The 14,359-nt window shown below is 67.2% G+C and carries 13 protein-coding genes; 7 read left to right on the top strand and 6 right to left on the bottom strand.

Translation table 11 applies throughout. The annotated features are described in order from the left end of the window. Nucleotides 1-82: 82 nt before the first annotated feature. Nucleotides 83-1,210, top strand: a complete 1,128-nt coding sequence (locus DM992_RS29285) for a porin (RefSeq protein ID WP_111019718.1) — start codon at nt 83-85, stop codon at nt 1,208-1,210. Between the two features lie 182 nt (nt 1,211-1,392). Beyond that, nucleotides 1,393-2,088, top strand: coding sequence for a histidine utilization repressor (hutC, locus tag DM992_RS29280; RefSeq protein ID WP_011548284.1), 696 nt, complete (start codon nt 1,393-1,395; stop codon nt 2,086-2,088). A gap of 9 nt (nt 2,089-2,097) precedes the next feature. Here hutC and DM992_RS29275 read toward each other — a convergent pair whose 3' ends face one another. Then, nucleotides 2,098-3,339 (bottom strand): glycosyltransferase, encoded by a 1,242-nt coding sequence (locus tag DM992_RS29275; RefSeq protein WP_111019717.1) that lies wholly within the window; start codon nt 3,337-3,339, stop codon nt 2,098-2,100. Between the two features lie 95 nt (nt 3,340-3,434). Here DM992_RS29275 and DM992_RS29270 point away from each other — a divergent pair, with 95 nt between their 5' ends. Beyond that, nucleotides 3,435-4,055 carry a TetR/AcrR family transcriptional regulator gene (locus DM992_RS29270; protein ID WP_111020460.1) on the top strand — a complete coding sequence of 207 codons (621 nt, stop codon included), beginning with the start codon at nt 3,435-3,437 and terminating at the stop codon, nt 4,053-4,055. Nucleotides 4,056-4,176: 121 nt separating this feature from the next. Here DM992_RS29270 and DM992_RS29265 read toward each other — a convergent pair whose 3' ends face one another. Continuing rightward, on the bottom strand, nt 4,177-4,791 hold the full coding sequence (locus DM992_RS29265; RefSeq protein WP_111019716.1) for a TetR family transcriptional regulator: 615 nt from the start codon (nt 4,789-4,791) through the stop codon (nt 4,177-4,179). A gap of 389 nt (nt 4,792-5,180) precedes the next feature. Between DM992_RS29265 and DM992_RS29260 the strand changes: the two genes are divergently transcribed. The 3 genes from DM992_RS29260 to DM992_RS29250 all read left to right on the top strand — a co-directional run bounded on the left by DM992_RS29260 (nt 5,181) and on the right by DM992_RS29250 (nt 8,003). Beyond that, on the top strand, nt 5,181-5,843 hold the full coding sequence (locus DM992_RS29260; RefSeq protein ID WP_111019715.1) for a DUF3313 domain-containing protein: 663 nt from the start codon (nt 5,181-5,183) through the stop codon (nt 5,841-5,843). 16 nt (nt 5,844-5,859) lie between these two features. Beyond that, entirely contained in the window at nt 5,860-7,470 is a 1,611-nt protein-coding gene (locus DM992_RS29255; protein ID WP_239511379.1) for an MlaD family protein, read from the top strand. Nucleotides 7,471-7,649: 179 nt separating this feature from the next. Beyond that, nucleotides 7,650-8,003, top strand: coding sequence for a hypothetical protein (locus tag DM992_RS29250; RefSeq protein WP_111019713.1), 354 nt, complete (start codon nt 7,650-7,652; stop codon nt 8,001-8,003). Nucleotides 8,004-8,040: 37 nt separating this feature from the next. Here DM992_RS29250 and DM992_RS29245 read toward each other — a convergent pair whose 3' ends face one another. From DM992_RS29245 to DM992_RS29230, 4 genes are all read right to left on the bottom strand, one after another. After that, nucleotides 8,041-8,871 carry an alpha/beta hydrolase gene (locus tag DM992_RS29245; protein ID WP_111019712.1) on the bottom strand — a complete coding sequence of 277 codons (831 nt, stop codon included), beginning with the start codon at nt 8,869-8,871 and terminating at the stop codon, nt 8,041-8,043. A 128-nt stretch (nt 8,872-8,999) separates the two neighbouring features. After that, nucleotides 9,000-9,917: a LysR family transcriptional regulator gene (locus DM992_RS29240; protein ID WP_034182148.1), complete on the bottom strand. Its 918-nt coding sequence runs from the start codon at nt 9,915-9,917 to the stop codon at nt 9,000-9,002. 184 nt (nt 9,918-10,101) lie between these two features. Continuing rightward, nucleotides 10,102-10,347 carry a DUF3717 domain-containing protein gene (locus DM992_RS29235; RefSeq protein WP_034182147.1) on the bottom strand — a complete coding sequence of 82 codons (246 nt, stop codon included), beginning with the start codon at nt 10,345-10,347 and terminating at the stop codon, nt 10,102-10,104. A gap of 262 nt (nt 10,348-10,609) precedes the next feature. Then, a complete protein-coding gene (locus DM992_RS29230) occupies nt 10,610-12,145 on the bottom strand; it encodes an amino acid permease (protein ID WP_111019711.1) in 1,536 nt (511 codons plus the stop codon). A gap of 586 nt (nt 12,146-12,731) precedes the next feature. Between DM992_RS29230 and DM992_RS29225 the strand changes: the two genes are divergently transcribed. After that, entirely contained in the window at nt 12,732-14,279 is a 1,548-nt protein-coding gene (locus DM992_RS29225; protein ID WP_111019710.1) for a sensor domain-containing diguanylate cyclase, read from the top strand. Nucleotides 14,280-14,359 lie beyond the last annotated feature (80 nt).

The raw sequence follows: 14,359 nt of genomic DNA, 5'->3' as shown, positions 1-14,359 counted from the left end.
ACGAACCGGGCGCATTCGCGGCCGGCGCGCGCGACGGATCGCCGTTCCCGTCGTTACGGGCCTTTCCCAGGAAGCACAAACAATGAAAAAAGCAGTCGTCGGTACTCTCTCCCTCGCGCTCTTCGGCGCCGCCGCGCATGCGCAAAGCAGCGTCACGCTCTACGGGATGCTGGATGCCGGTATCGCCTATACGAACAACCAGTCGGGCAAAAGCGTATGGCAGCAAGGCAGCGGCCTGCTGTCGAATACGGTCTTCGGCCTGAGCGGCAACGAGGATCTCGGCGGCGGCCTGCATGCGCTGTTCCGCCTCGAAAGCGGCTTCAACCTGAACAACGGCACGCAGTCCTATCGGAACACGATGTTCGGCCGCCGCGCGTACGTCGGCCTGCAAAGCGACCAATACGGCGCGCTGACGCTCGGCCGGCAATACGACTCCGTCGTCGACTATCTCGGCCCGCTGGCGATGGCGAACAACGGCGACGGCAACAACCTCGCGTCGCATCCGTTCGACAACGACAACATCGACGATTCGTTCTACATCGACAACGCGGTGAAATACACGAGCCCGACGCTCGCCGGCTGGCAGTTCGGCGGCCTGTACGGGTTCAGCAATGCGGCCGGCGGCTTCGCGAACAACCGCGCGTACAGCGCGGGCGTGTCGTATGCGAACGGGCCGGTCAGTCTCGGCGCCGCGTACCTGCAGCTCAACCGCGGCGGGCTGACGGCCGGCGGTGCGCTGTCGACGAACGATGGTCCGAACTTCCCGGCCGTGCGCCAGCGCGTGATGGGCGCCGGCGGCAGCTATGCGTTCGACCGGCTGACGGTCGGCGCGCTGTGGACGCATTCGATGTTCGACGAAACGGCCGCGTCGTCGCTGCCCGGCGCGCTGAACACGCTGCGCTTCGACAACTACGAGATCAACGCGCGCTATGCGCTGACGCCGGCGGTCTCGTTCGCGGGTGCCTATACGTTCACCGACGGCCGCTACGACGACGCGGCCGGCAGCCACCGGCCGAAATGGCACCAGGTGACGCTGATGGCCGACTACGCGCTGAGCAAGCGCACCGACGTGTATGCGGAAACCGTGTACCAGCACCAGTTCGGCGTGCCGTCGGGCGCGCCGCTCGGGTTCGCGAACGTCACCGGGCTCGCGGCTTCGTCGACGAACACGCAGGTGGTCGCGACGGTCGGCATCCGGCATCGGTTCTGACCGCGCGCAGGCCATCGAAGGCCGGCCGCTCTGTGCAATCCCGCATGGACGCGCGCCGGCCGAACAGGGATGATTCGGGGAATCCGGGCCCGCGCGCCCGCGAAACCGGTACACTCGGCGCCGGGCGCGCGCCGGATCGGCATTCGGCGGCGGGCCGCTGCCGACTCTGGAATCGCGATCCCATGACCACACCGATCTATCAGGAAATCAAGGACTTCATCCTCGCGCGCATTCATGCCGGCGAATGGGCGGAAGGCGACCAGGTGCCGTCGGAGAACGAGCTCGCGCGCGAATTCAACGTCGCGCGGATGACCGTCAACCGCGCGCTGCGCGAGCTGACGGCCGAACAGGTGCTCACGCGCACGCGCGGCTCGGGCACGTATGTCGCATCGCCGAAGTACGAATCGACGCTCGTCGCGATCCGCAGCATCTCCGACGAAGTCGCCGCGCGCGGCCACGGCTATCGCGCGCAGGTGCTGCAGGTCGGCGCGGCCGTCGCCGATGCGAAGCTCGCCGACGAACTGCAGCTCGACACCGGCAGCCCGATCTTCCATTCGCGCGTGCTGCACTTCGAGAACGACACGCCCGTGCAGCTCGAGGAACGCTGGGTCAATCCGGCCTGCGCGCCCGAATACGCGTTGCAGGACTTCACGACGACTACACCGAACCAGTATCTGACGCGCGTCGCCCCGCTGCAGCGCGTCGAATACCGGATCGAGGCCGCGATGCCCGACGCCGAAACGCGCCGCCATCTGACGATGGACGACCGCGAGCCGTGCCTGCTGCTGCATCGGCGCACGTGGTCGCAGGGGTTGGTCGCGTCGGTGGCCAATCTGTGGCACCCGGGCAGCCGTTACCGGTTCACCGGGCATTTCTGACGCGCGGCCTCACCGCGCGCCGGGGCGCGCCCATCGCTCGATCGCGCCGACCGCCAGCGTCAAGCCGTCCTCGTTAGCGACACGCGCGCCGAGTGCCGTTGCTCGCGCCTTCGTGTCGCCGCGTTCGGCAAACGCGATCGCCCGCGCAAGCGCGGCGGCGTCCATGCGCCGCCCCGCGACCGGCGCATCCGCGACGCCGAGCCGCCGCAGCCGGTTCGCCCAGAAGAACTGATCGCCCGCGAACGGCACGACGATCGACGGAATGCCGGCCCGCGCGGCCGAATGCGTGGTGCCCGACCCGCCGTGATGAATCGCCATCGACACGCGCGGGAACAGCCAGTCGTGCGGCGTGTCGCCGATCACGCGTACGTGCGCCGGCAGCAGCGACGCATCGATGCCGCTCCAGCCCGGATAGAACAGCGCGCGCCGGCCGTCGAGCGCACGCACCAGCGCGTCGGCCATCGCGGCCCGGCCGAAGCCGGCCATGCTGCCGAAGCCGATGTATACCGGCGGATCGCCCGAATCGAGAAAGGCGGAAAGTTCAGGCGGCGGCGCCCATGCACTTGCATCGATATGCCATTGCCCGCATGCAAGCACCTGCGACGGCCAGTCGGCCGGCCCGGACAGCAGCGCCGGCGACACGCCGTACAGCATCGGATGATCGGTCCACACCCGCTTGCGCGGCGGCAGCCCGCACACGCTTGCGCGCGCCGCGTTCGTCACTTTCCTGAACGCCTGCCACAGCAGCGCGTTGACGAACCCGTGGCTCGCGCGGTTCAGCCAGCGCGGCAGCTTGCCCGGCGGCAGGAACGGCGACGCGAATTCGGCGGTCGGCGTGATCGGGATCATGCCGGCGCCGATCGCCGGCACGCGGCGATATTCGGCGACCGACAACCCGACGAACGAAGCGAGCCCCGACACGAGGATCGCGTCGCATCCGGCCGACGCGTCGGCGACTTCGCGCATCCATGCGGCCGTGTTCGCATTCGCGATCGCCGCGAGCGCCTTCGACGTGTCGTTGAACCCGCCGCGCCCGCGCACCGCGTGCGACAACGCGCCGTCCGGCGCAATCGCGCGGCGGATATCGCCGGACAACGGCGCCGACGGAACGCCGAGCGCGTCGGCCGAACCGAGGGTCGCTGCATCGGCCAGCAGCCGGACATCGTGGCCGGCATCCATCAGCGCGCGGCCGAGCGCCGCGAGCGGGCGCGTATCGCCTTCGGTGCCGTAGGTGGCGATGACAAGCTTCATGCGTGGCTCCTCGTTCCATCGACGGGAACTGGTGGATCTCAAAAAATGCACGTCGTATACTAATGCAATTCATGCACTTTCAGCAGATCCCCATCATGCCGATTCCGACCGAAGATCCGGGCCGCCGCGCGCGCAAGCGCATCCAGATGCTCGCGCATCTCGCCGCCACGGGCGCGCGCCTGTTCGATGCGCACGGCTACGAAGCCGTCACGATGGAACAGATCGCCGCGCAGGCCGATGTCGCGAAGCGCACGCTGTACAACCACTTTCCGACGAAGGAAGCCGTGCTCGCGCACTGGCTCGAGGGCGAACTCGCGAGTGACCTCGCGCATCTTCAGCGCGACGTCGCGCGGCGCAAGACCTTTGCGTCGCGAATCGGCTGCGTGCTCGACGCATCGGCCGCGTGGTGCGAGCAGCATCCGGTGTACCTGCTCGCGTATCTGCGGCACCGCTTCCTGAGCATCGGTGCGGTCGATCCGGAAAACGGCGGGGAGAACGGCGGCGATATCGCGCTGGTGTGGCAGCAACTGATCGCCGCGGGGCAGCAATCCGGCGAACTGAACGCAACGCTGCGGGCCGACCAGCTCGCGACGTGGTTCCATCACCTGTATCTCGCGGCGATGCTGCGCTGGCTGACGGTGCCGGGGCTGTCGCTGAAACGGGAGTTTCAGTCGATTGCGAAGTTGTTTATTGAAGGCGCGCAAGCGAAAAGCTGAGCGGCGCAAGGCGCCGGTCGGGCACTCGCAAGCTCACCGGTTCACAAGCGCCCGAGCACGACCGCGAGCAGCGAGCGCCCGAAACGGGCGACCGCCGCACCGCATGCGACAAACGCGCGCTTCATTTCTTCCGCGACGCTTTCGCCGCCGGCGCATCGCGCTTCGCGGCATCGCCGCCGCCCGACGGCCATTTCGTGTCGTCGAGCAGCCGGTCGAACAGCCGCGCGCGCTCGTCTGCCGACAGCGGACACAGCCCGAACATCGCCGATAGCGCGAGCCCCCAGGCCGCCTTCCAGCGCAGCAGCGCAAGATCGGGGTCGCCGGATTCGGCCGCGATGCGCTTCGCGTTCTCGCCATCGATATCCCGAACCTGCTGCAGCGGCGCGGGATCCTCGACCAGCGCCGCCATGATCGCGAGCGCCGCCGACGGCTGCTGGTCGATCACTTCGCGCATCGTCGCGATCTGCGCGGACAGCGTCGGCTGCGGTTCGCGCGGATCGCGCGCGGCCAGATAGTCGCGCTGGAATCGTTGGTAGTAGTCCTGCTGATGCTCCATCAGCGCATTCAGCACATCGCCTTTCGTGCGGAACTGATGCATCAGCCCGCCCTTGCTGATGCCGCTTTCGCGCGAAATCGCATCGAACGTAAGTTTGCCCGGGCCGTCGCGCTCGAGGATCGCGAGCGCCGCCTGAATCGCGGCAGTGCGCGTTCGCTCGGAACGCGTCGGGTTATCCATGAACTTTCCCCGGTATGAAGTGATGCAACACGGCCGCGCCGGACCGGCACGATCGCATGAAGGAAGTGCGCGGAGTCTATCACAAACAAACCGCCTGGTCGGTTTACATCCGGAAACGGCGGTGCTACGATCGGCTCCCGCATCGGCCCCGGCCGGGTGACGGACCGCGCCGCACACCGCATGGCGCGACGCGAGTACCGCCTGTGGCAAGGCTGTCCGGCCGACGAACGCTGCCGGCCGGCTTGCCGCTCCGTCGATTCATGTGGTTGTTGCGCGCCAAAAACAAACCGTCTGGTTGGCTTTTTTTTGAATCCCAAGCGGCTACGCCGCCCTGTTGCATCCCCCTTCACGCCGGCTCTATCGGCGCAAATCCCGACCCGGAGCATCAAATGAACCGATCGATCAAGCCCAGCCACCTGCTCAACGCCGCGCTTTGCGTCGCGCTCGCCGGATGTGCCGGCGTCCAGCCCGCGCGCTACAGCGGCATCGAATCGTCGCCCTACCTGCGCAGCGATCCGCAGGACAAGTCCGGCCGCGTGCCCTACCGCTACGCGCTGCCGGCGGACTGGCACAAGTACCGGAAGCTGATCCTCGACCCGGTGGCCGTCTATCGCGGCACCGACCATCAGTTCGGCAACCTGAGCGACCAGGACAAGTCGGCGCTCGCGACGTATATGGGCGACACATTCGCCAAGAGGCTCGGCAAGCGCTTCGAGCTGACGAGCATGCCGGGCCCCGACACGCTGCGCGTGAAGCTGACGCTGACGGGCGCCGTGACGACGACGACGTTTGCCGGCGCATTCGCGCATTTCGATCTCGCGGGCAACGTGTACAACGGCGTGCAGGCGATCCGCGGCCGCGAAGGCGCATTCACGGGCTCGGTCATCTACGCGGTGGAGATCCGCGAAGCATCGACGAACCGGCTGATCGGCGCGTACGTGACGAAGCAGTATCCGAATGCGATGAACATCGGCGCGAGTTTCGGCGCGCTCAGCGCGGCAAAAACCGGCATCGACAAGGGTGCCGATGCACTCGTCGCGCAATTCGACTGACAACCTTCGGTGCCCCTTGGCGCGTTTCGAGCAGTTGCGCGCGCGCTGGCCGCGAGCGGCGATCTTCTGGATCGTTCCGCTCGCGGCCGCCGCGTTCTGTATCGCGTGGGGCATCTCGTCGCTCGGCAGCCGCGGGCCGACGATCGCGATCGCGTTCGCGACAGCCGACGGGCTGGAAGCCGGCCGATCGACGCTGCGGCTGCGCAATGTCGAAATCGGCCGCGTCACGTGCGTTCGCGTGTTGCGCGGGCAACCCGGCGTGATGATCGATGTGCGGCTGGACACCGACGCTCAGGCGCTGGCGGTTGCGGACACACGCTTCTGGATCGTGCGGCCGCGCATCGGGCCCGGTGGCCTCTCCGGTCTCGATTCGGCGCTGTCCGGTTCGTATATCGCGGCCGCACTCGGCAGTTCGCGCGAACCGCGCGCGACGTTCACCGGGCTCGATGCGCCGCCGGTCACCGAAGACCACGGCCGTCACTACTTGCTGCGCGCGACGTCGCTCGGCTCGGTCGCGATCGGTTCGCCGGTCTATCACCGGCGCGCACGCGTCGGTCAGGTCGTCGGCTATACGCTCGATGCCGACGGACGCGGCGTATCGATCGACGTGTTCGTCGCCGCGCCGCTCGATCGATACGTCGACGTCGATGCGCGCTGGTGGCAAGCGGGCGGTCTCGGTCTGCGGCTCGATGCGGGCGGCATGAAGCTCGGCACGCCGTCGATCGCCGCGCTGCTCGCCGGCGCGCTCGCGTTCGCGGCGCCACCCGGCCGCACCTCGAACGTCGCGGCGCCGGACGGTGCGCGTTTTCGCGTGGCCGACGATGAAATCGACGCGATGCGCACGCCGAACGCACCGGCCGCGCCGGTCGTGATGCATTTCGACCGTTCGCTGCGCGGGCTCGACGTCGGCGCACCGGTGGATTTTCGCGGCATCGAACTCGGCAACGTGACGGCCGTCGGCACCGAATACGACGCGGCACGCGGCGACGTCACGATGCGCGTGACGATCGCGCTTTACCCCGATCGCCTCGGGCAGCGCTATCGCGACGTGCTCGGCAACGGCGACACCGATGCCGGCAAGGCGCTGCTGCGCACGCTCGTCGCGCGCGGTTTGCGCGGCCAGCTGCGCGTCGGCAATCCGATCGCGAACCGCTCGTATGTCGCGCTCGACATGTTCCCGCACGCGCCGCCCGCGTCGGTCGATACAAATCGCACGCCGATCGTGTTGCCGACCGTGCCCGGCACGCTCGACGTGCTGCGCGTACACATTGCCGATATCGCCGGAACACTGTCCCGATTGCCGCTCGACCGCATGGGCACGGATCTGAACGCAGCGCTCATGCGCACCAATGCGCTGTTTGCGCAACTCGATACCGAACTCGCACCGCACGCGCGCGATGCGCTCGGCACCGCGCGACAGACGTTCACGGCCGCGCAGGCGATGCTCGCGCAACAGGGTGCGACCACATCGGACCTCCACCGTACGCTGACGCAATTCGCGCGCACGTCGAGCGCACTGCGCGCATTTGCCGGCGATCTGGAACAGCATCCGGAGTGGTTGCGGCCGAATGCATCGGGTGCCATGCAACCAGGCGACGCGCAGCATCCGGCGAGTACGGCACGTTGAACGCGTCGCGCAGCGCATACGGTTTTTCGCGACGAATGCATGCATTGCATGCCAAATTTGCCGCGCAGCAGTATGCTGGTGTCGTACGGCTGCGCACGGTGCATCGGGTAATCCCGTGGTTCGCACGTTGTCGCGCCGCCGTCGCGACCGCAACCATGCGTTGCAAGGAGGGATTCGTGATGGCTACCACGCATCAGCACTTCCACCTCGAACTACGGCACGCCACCGCGCCGACCTATTTCATCAGCTACCTGTTTCCCGCCTTGCTGTTCATTTACGAACTGCTGCGCGTCGGCCAGTGGATCCGCGATCACGGGATGCAATTCGCCGCGTTCAAGCAGATGGGTTACGAGTATCTGCTGATGCTGCTGTTCGTCGGACTGCAGATCGTCGTCGAGGCGATCTTCCTGCTCGGCGCCTCGATGCGCCGCGACAATCGCGACTTCGAGCACCGGCTGCCGAACGTGATCCTCGGCATCGGCTGCTCGATCGCGCTGCTCGCGATCGATCTCGCGATCCAGCTGGCGTTCTGACAGCCGGCGGGCACACGCCCGCCGGTTGCCCGCACACTCAGGCGCCCGCGTCGCGCAGGAACGCCGCCACCGCGGCCAGCACGTCGTCCGTTCGCTCGCGGTGCGGCATGTGCCCGCATCCGGCGAGCAGCAGGAACGACGACGGCCCCGCGACGCGCGCGGCGATCCGCTTTGGATGCACGTCGGATCCGTATTCGTCGTCTTCGCCGTGAATCGCGAGCGTCGCACATTGCACGCGCGGCAAGTCGTCGTCGAGATTCCAGTCGCGAAACGCCGGCGACAGCCACGTGTCGACCCACGCGCGCAGCACCCATTCGGCCTTGTCGCCGTGATAGCGCGCCAGCCGGTCGAGCTGGCCCGGTTCGTCGAACAGCTGCCCGGCGTCCCGAATGCCGGCCAGCGTGCGATCCTCGACGAACGCCTGCGCGGCAACCGTCACGAGTGCGCGGCAACGATCCGGATGCGCGGCGGCGCAACCGGCCGCCATCCCGCCGCCGACGCTGTGCCCGAACGCGACGAACGCGTCGACACCGAGTTGTTCGAGCACGGCATCGAACGCACGATCGGCCTCGTCGCGCACGAACGTCGTGCCGAGCTGCCCCGGATGACGATCCGAACGGCCGAAGCCGAGGCGGTCGTATGCGATCACGTCGCGTTGCGTGGCGCTCGCGAGTTGCGCGGGAAAATCGCGCCACAGATCGACGCAGCCGAGCGAATCGTGCAGCAGCACGATTGGCGCGGCCGGCTTAGGCGCGGCCGGCCCGGACGCGCCCGTCTCATCTTGCACCGGACGAACGCGCCAGCGTTTCGCAAAAAGACGCCCTTGCGGCGTCTCGACGGTGGTCTCCTCGATCAGGCTATCGGTCATGTGCGGTCGTGTGCGGTCGTGTGCGGTCGTGTGCGTGAAAGCGGCCGCACGTCGGCGGCCCCATTGGATCCCCACATGTTGGCCTGCCCGCGCGCGCAACGTCAAGCAAGCCCCCACCGCCTGCGCGCTCATTCGGGCTGTGGCGGCAGATACTCCATCTGCGCTTCGTCGTACAGCCGGTAGATCAGCGCCTGCATCGCGCGGATGTCCTCCGATTCGTCGAGCATCCGCATGCTCATGATGATCGGCGACACCAGGTTCGGATCGTCGAGCGGCTTGTAGCTGATGTCGTCGCGCTTCAGCCCGTACACGCTGTGCGGCACGACCGACACGCCCTCGCCCATCGCGACGAGGCCGAGCGCGATCTGCAGTTCACGCGTCTCGTAGATCCGCCGCGGCTGCAGCGCGCGATCGTGAAAGGCCGCGAGCACCTGGTCCGCATAGCTCGGGCGCGGCGCCTTCGGGAAGATGATCAGCGTGTCGTTCACGAGATCGTGCAGCGACAGCACGGGCTTCGCGCTGTCGAGCGGATGGCCGACCGGCAGCGCGACGATCATCCGCTCTTCGCGCAGCACGACGCGCCGCACGCTCGGATCTTCATGGCGGATGCGCCCGAACCCGACGTCGATGCGCCCTTCCTTCAACGCCTTGATCTGGTCCATCGTCGACATCTCGTGCAGGCTCAGCTCGACGGCCGGATATTCGCTGCGAAAGCGCCGGATGATCTTCGGCAGCATCCCGTACAGCGTCGAGCCGACGAAACCGACCGACATGCTGCGCTCGATCTTGCCGACCCGCTTCGTCATCGATTCGAGCTCGGCCGTCTGCGCGAGCAGCTGCACCGCGTGCGAATAGAAGAAGCGCCCCGCGTCGGTCAGCTTCAGCGGCCGCGCATTGCGCTCGAACAGCGGCACGCCGAGCGCCTCCTCGAGCTGCTGGATCTGCCGGCTCAGCGGCGGCTGCGCGATATGCAGCCGTTCCGCCGCACGCGTGAAATTCCGCTCCTCGGCGACCGCGACGAAGTAGCGGAGGTGTCTCAACTCCATTTTCGATGCCTCCCGGACAGCGACCCGACGTCAAACCACGGCCGGACGATGTCGTCACGATACCGCAGGCGGCGCAAACCTCCACGCACACGGCCACGCGCCGCCCAAAGCAAAACGGGAAGCCTGAAGGCTTCCCGTTTCCCGATCAACGCCGGCCGTGTCGCGGCAGCGTCGCGACCGCACGTCACACCTCGGTCGCGTAAAGCGCGTCGCGCTGCTCGTTGCTCAGCGAGTCGAGCGGCACGTCCGGCAGCCGATAGCAGATCATCGTGCCGTACAGCTCGGCGAGGCAATTGCTGCCGGCATCGAGCGCGTAGCCGTCCTCGCCGTCCGGTGCCGGCGGGTACACTTCGCGCCACGCGTTGATCGCGGCTTCGATTCGCACGATGGAAACGGGTCCGGCCTTCCGCTCGGCGGGTGATGCGCTCATGGATTCCTCTGGGTTGCGCGCTCCGCGGGCCGTGCCGGCCCGGATGGAACGATGAAAACGCCGGGCGCCGCCGGCCGCCGCACGCCGCGCGCGCCGGATGCCGATCCGCGCTGCGCGAGTCGCGCCGGCCGGGCCGTGGCCCGGTAGGGTCGGGCAATATAACCGGCTTTGACCCCGTGCAGGCAAAAGCCGGGCAAAAAAAACGGGAAGCGCGAGGCTTCCCGTTTCATCGCACGTCGCGCGGCCGCCTGCCGCGCCCGCGTCAGCCCGCGGTTTCGCGGTTCGCCACCGGCTGCGGCTGCGCGCCGCGGCTCGCGGCGATCCACGGCGCGATCTCCATGTCTTCGTAGCGCACGAAGCGGCTCTTGTTCAGGAGCCGGAAACCGAGCCACACGACGACGAACAGCGGAATGCCGACATAGGTCGCGGTCACGCCGGCCCAGTCGATCTTGTTCGCGAGGAACGCCTGATAGTCCTGTCCGAGCGCGATCACGAGGCACAGCACGAACGCGAACAGCGGGCCGAACGGGAACCACTTCGACTGATACGGCAGCTGGTCGAGCGCATAACCCTGCTTCACGTAGCCCTTGCGGAACCGGTAGTGGCTGACCGCGATGCCGAGCCACGCGATGAAGCCCGTCATCCCCGACGTGTTCAGCAGCCACAGGTACACCGTCTTGTCGCCGTACAGTGACGTGAAGAAGCACAGCGCGCCGACGGCCGTCGTCGCATACAGCGCATTGCGCGGCACGCCGCCCGGCGACAGCTTCGCGAACACCTTCGGCGCGCGGCCTTCGGTCGCGAGGTTGTACAGCATCCGCGTCGACGCGTACATACCCGAGTTGCCGGCCGACAGCACGGCCGTCAGGATCACCGCGTTCATCACGCCGGCCGCGAACGCGAGGCCCGCGTGGCGGAACACGAGTGTAAACGGGCTCACGCCGATGTCGGTCACGTCCGTCTTCAGCAGGTTCGGGTCGGTGTACGGAATCAGCACGCCGATCACGAAGATCGCGAACACGTAGAACAGCAGGATTCGCCAGAACACCTGGCGCACCGCGCGCGGGATCGTCGTGCGCGGGTGCTCCGATTCGCCGGCCGCGACGCCGATCAGCTCGGTGCCCTGGAACGAGAAGCCCGCGATCATCGCGACGCCCATCAGCGCCGGCAGGCCGCCCGCGAACGGCGCGTCGCCGATCGTCAGGTTGCCCCAGCCGTTGCTCGGCGCGCCTTTCAGAATGCCGAAGATCATCAGCAGGCCGACGCCCACGAACGCGACCACAGTGACGACCTTGATCAGCGCGAACCAGTATTCGGCCTCGCCGAAACCGCGCACGGTGAGCGCGTTGAGCAGGAACATCACGGCGAGGAATGCCGCGCTCCACCACACGCCCGGCACGTCCGGAAACCAGTAGTGCATCACGAGCTGCGCGGCGACGAGCTCCACCGCGATCGTCACGGCCCAGTTGTACCAGTAGTTCCAGCCGAGCGCGAAGCCGAAGCCTTCGTCCACGTATTTCGCGCCGTAGGTCGCGAACGAACCCGACACGGGCATGAACGCGGCCATCTCGCCCAGGCTCGTCATCAGGAAGTACACCATCAGGCCGATCAGCATGTACGCGACCATCGCGCCGCCGGGGCCGGCCTGCGAGATCGACGCGCCGGACGCGACGAACAGGCCCGTGCCGATCGAGCCGCCGATGGCGATCATCGTCAGGTGGCGCGCCTTCAGCGCGCGATGAAGCTTGGGTGGGTTCGCGGACGAACCGGGTTGGTCGGATTTCGGAATTGCGGACATAAACGAGACGAACGTTGAGCGGCCGGCATCCGTAGCCGGCGCATGCGGAATCGGAGCGCGGTGCGCGTCCTGCGATGCATTCGATGCGGCCCCGATACGCGTTGCGCGGCGGGCACCTGCGGCGAAGCGCGGATTCTACCTGATTCGCCATGGGGGAGTTCAGGCGCACATGCCCGCCGCGGCGGGGAGAGATTTCGCAGAATCAAGGAGTTGGCTGCACCGGCGCGACCGCAGCCACCTGCCGGCGCAAAAACCATGAGTATTCCAGGGTTATTCGGATTTTCATTCCGCCCGGTAAGCGGGTAATCCTGTCTCGATCCGCCAAATACCGCGCCGATATGAAAAACCGACCGATCATCGCATCATTAATCAGACAAAAAGACCGATACTGATAATTGATTCAAATCAAATCGCCCGCGCGCAATGCGGTAATGATGCGTAATCGTTTCGAATTGCTGTTTCCGCATGCATGTTTTGCATGCGCACACGAATTGCAGGAATTCGCGAGATAATGCGGGCTAATTCGAAATAATCAGCGCACGGAACCGTCGACAACGCGAGTATCCGCCACCCGCCGCCCCCGAGGATGAAGTCACTCCCGCTGCCCGCCACGCTGCGCCGCCATACCGCGTCAATCGTGGCACGCATTCTGTCGCCCCGCGGCGTACTCGTCGCGGGCATCGTCCTGCTGATGTTCAGTTGGGGACTTTCGACGTCGCTTTTAATCGAGGCGCGGCGCGATGCGTATGAACACGCGGTCGAAAATGCGCGCAACCTGATGCTGCTGATCGAACGCGATATCGCGCGCAATATCGAACTCTACGATTTGTCGCTGCAAAACGTCGTCGACGGCGTGGCCGATCCGGAACTGATGACATTGCCGCCGCGCCAGCGCCACCGGCTGCTGTTCGACCGCGCCGCCACCGGCGCGTATCTCGGGTCGCTTTTCGTGATGGATGCGCACGGCAATATCGTGATCGATTCGAGCGTGTCGCCCGCGCGGCCAGGCAACTATGCGGACCGCGACTATTTCACCGTGCACCGCAACGGGCTCGCGCAGGGTCTCTACATCAGTCGACCCTACGCGTCCCGGCTGCGCGGCGGCGCACTGACGATCGCGCTCAGCCGCCGGATCACGCTGTCCGACGGCACGTTCGGCGGCGTGGTCGTCGGCACGCTCAGCATCGACTACTTCCGCGCGCTGCTCGACGGCCTCGCGGTCGGCAAGCACGGCAGCGCGGCAATCGCCGAGCTCAACGGCATGCTCGTGAGCCGCCTGCCTTACGACGCACGCGTGGTCGGCCTCGACCTGCGCAATTCGCAGCTGTTCATCGAGGCGCTGCGCCGCCGCGAAGGCGTGCTGTCGGGCATCGGCAGCATCGACGGCGTGCGGCGCATCTATGTTTACAAGCATCTGCCCGGCCTGCCGCTGATCGTCGACGTCGCGCCCGCCGAGATCGACGTCTACGCGCCGTGGCACCACCGCGCGATCTGGACCGTAGTACTGATGTGCCTGTTCACCGGGTTCATCGCGTGGGGCTCGCTGGCGCTGTCGCGCGAACTGGGACGCCGGCAGATCGCCGAATCGAAGCTGTACCGGCTCGCGCACACCGATTCGCTGACGGGCCTCGACAACCGCGGCACGTTCGATACGGTGCTCGCGAAGGAGACGCAGCGTGCGGCGCGCAGCGGCCGCCCGCTGTCCGTGCTGTTCGTCGACGTCGATCACTTCAAGGCGTTCAACGACTATTACGGCCACCCGGCCGGCGACGACGTGCTGCGCCGCGTCGCTCAATCCGCGTCGCGCTGCCTGCGCCGCGACGGCGACCACGTCGCGCGCTATGGCGGCGAGGAATTCGTCGTCACGCTGCCCGACACCGACGCGCAAGGCGCGGCGACCGTTGCCGAAGGCATCCGGCACGCGATCGCGGAGCTCGGCATCGAGCACGTGAAGAGCCCGCACGGGCGCGTCACGGCCAGCATCGGCACGGCGACCGCCGTCGACGGACGCACGAACGCCGCGACGCTGCTGCGGCGCGCCGACGAGGCGCTGTACCGCGCGAAGTCCGGCGGACGCAACCGCGTGTCGGACGCGCAGCCGAGCGCGGCCGACGCGTGGCGTGACATGGCCTGACGTGTCGTCGCGACACGATGCGGCAGCCGGCCACGCCGGACAACCGCGCCGTGGACAGCCCGCGCGCGTTCGGCTAGCGT

Source organism: Burkholderia sp. JP2-270 (genome assembly GCF_003233675.1).
GTDB classification, from domain to species: domain Bacteria; phylum Pseudomonadota; class Gammaproteobacteria; order Burkholderiales; family Burkholderiaceae; genus Burkholderia; species Burkholderia pyrrocinia_C.
Note: the sequence above shows the minus strand (reverse complement) of the source record. Positions and strands in the feature narration are given on the sequence as shown.

Coding starts and splice junctions, on each gene's coding strand:
- DM992_RS29265 (WP_111019716.1), bottom strand. CDS start 4,791: ATGGATAACCCGACGCGTTCCGAGCGAACGCGCACTGCCGCGATTCAG.
- DM992_RS29225 (WP_111019710.1), top strand. CDS start 12,732: ATGAAGTCACTCCCGCTGCCCGCCACGCTGCGCCGCCATACCGCGTCA.
- DM992_RS29260 (WP_111019715.1), top strand. CDS start 5,181: ATGAACCGATCGATCAAGCCCAGCCACCTGCTCAACGCCGCGCTTTGC.
- DM992_RS29285 (WP_111019718.1), top strand. CDS start 83: ATGAAAAAAGCAGTCGTCGGTACTCTCTCCCTCGCGCTCTTCGGCGCC.
- DM992_RS29270 (WP_111020460.1), top strand. CDS start 3,435: ATGCCGATTCCGACCGAAGATCCGGGCCGCCGCGCGCGCAAGCGCATC.
- DM992_RS29250 (WP_111019713.1), top strand. CDS start 7,650: ATGGCTACCACGCATCAGCACTTCCACCTCGAACTACGGCACGCCACC.
- hutC (WP_011548284.1), top strand. CDS start 1,393: ATGACCACACCGATCTATCAGGAAATCAAGGACTTCATCCTCGCGCGC.
- DM992_RS29240 (WP_034182148.1), bottom strand. CDS start 9,917: ATGGAGTTGAGACACCTCCGCTACTTCGTCGCGGTCGCCGAGGAGCGG.
- DM992_RS29230 (WP_111019711.1), bottom strand. CDS start 12,145: ATGTCCGCAATTCCGAAATCCGACCAACCCGGTTCGTCCGCGAACCCA.
- DM992_RS29275 (WP_111019717.1), bottom strand. CDS start 3,339: ATGAAGCTTGTCATCGCCACCTACGGCACCGAAGGCGATACGCGCCCG.
- DM992_RS29235 (WP_034182147.1), bottom strand. CDS start 10,347: ATGAGCGCATCACCCGCCGAGCGGAAGGCCGGACCCGTTTCCATCGTG.
- DM992_RS29245 (WP_111019712.1), bottom strand. CDS start 8,871: ATGACCGATAGCCTGATCGAGGAGACCACCGTCGAGACGCCGCAAGGG.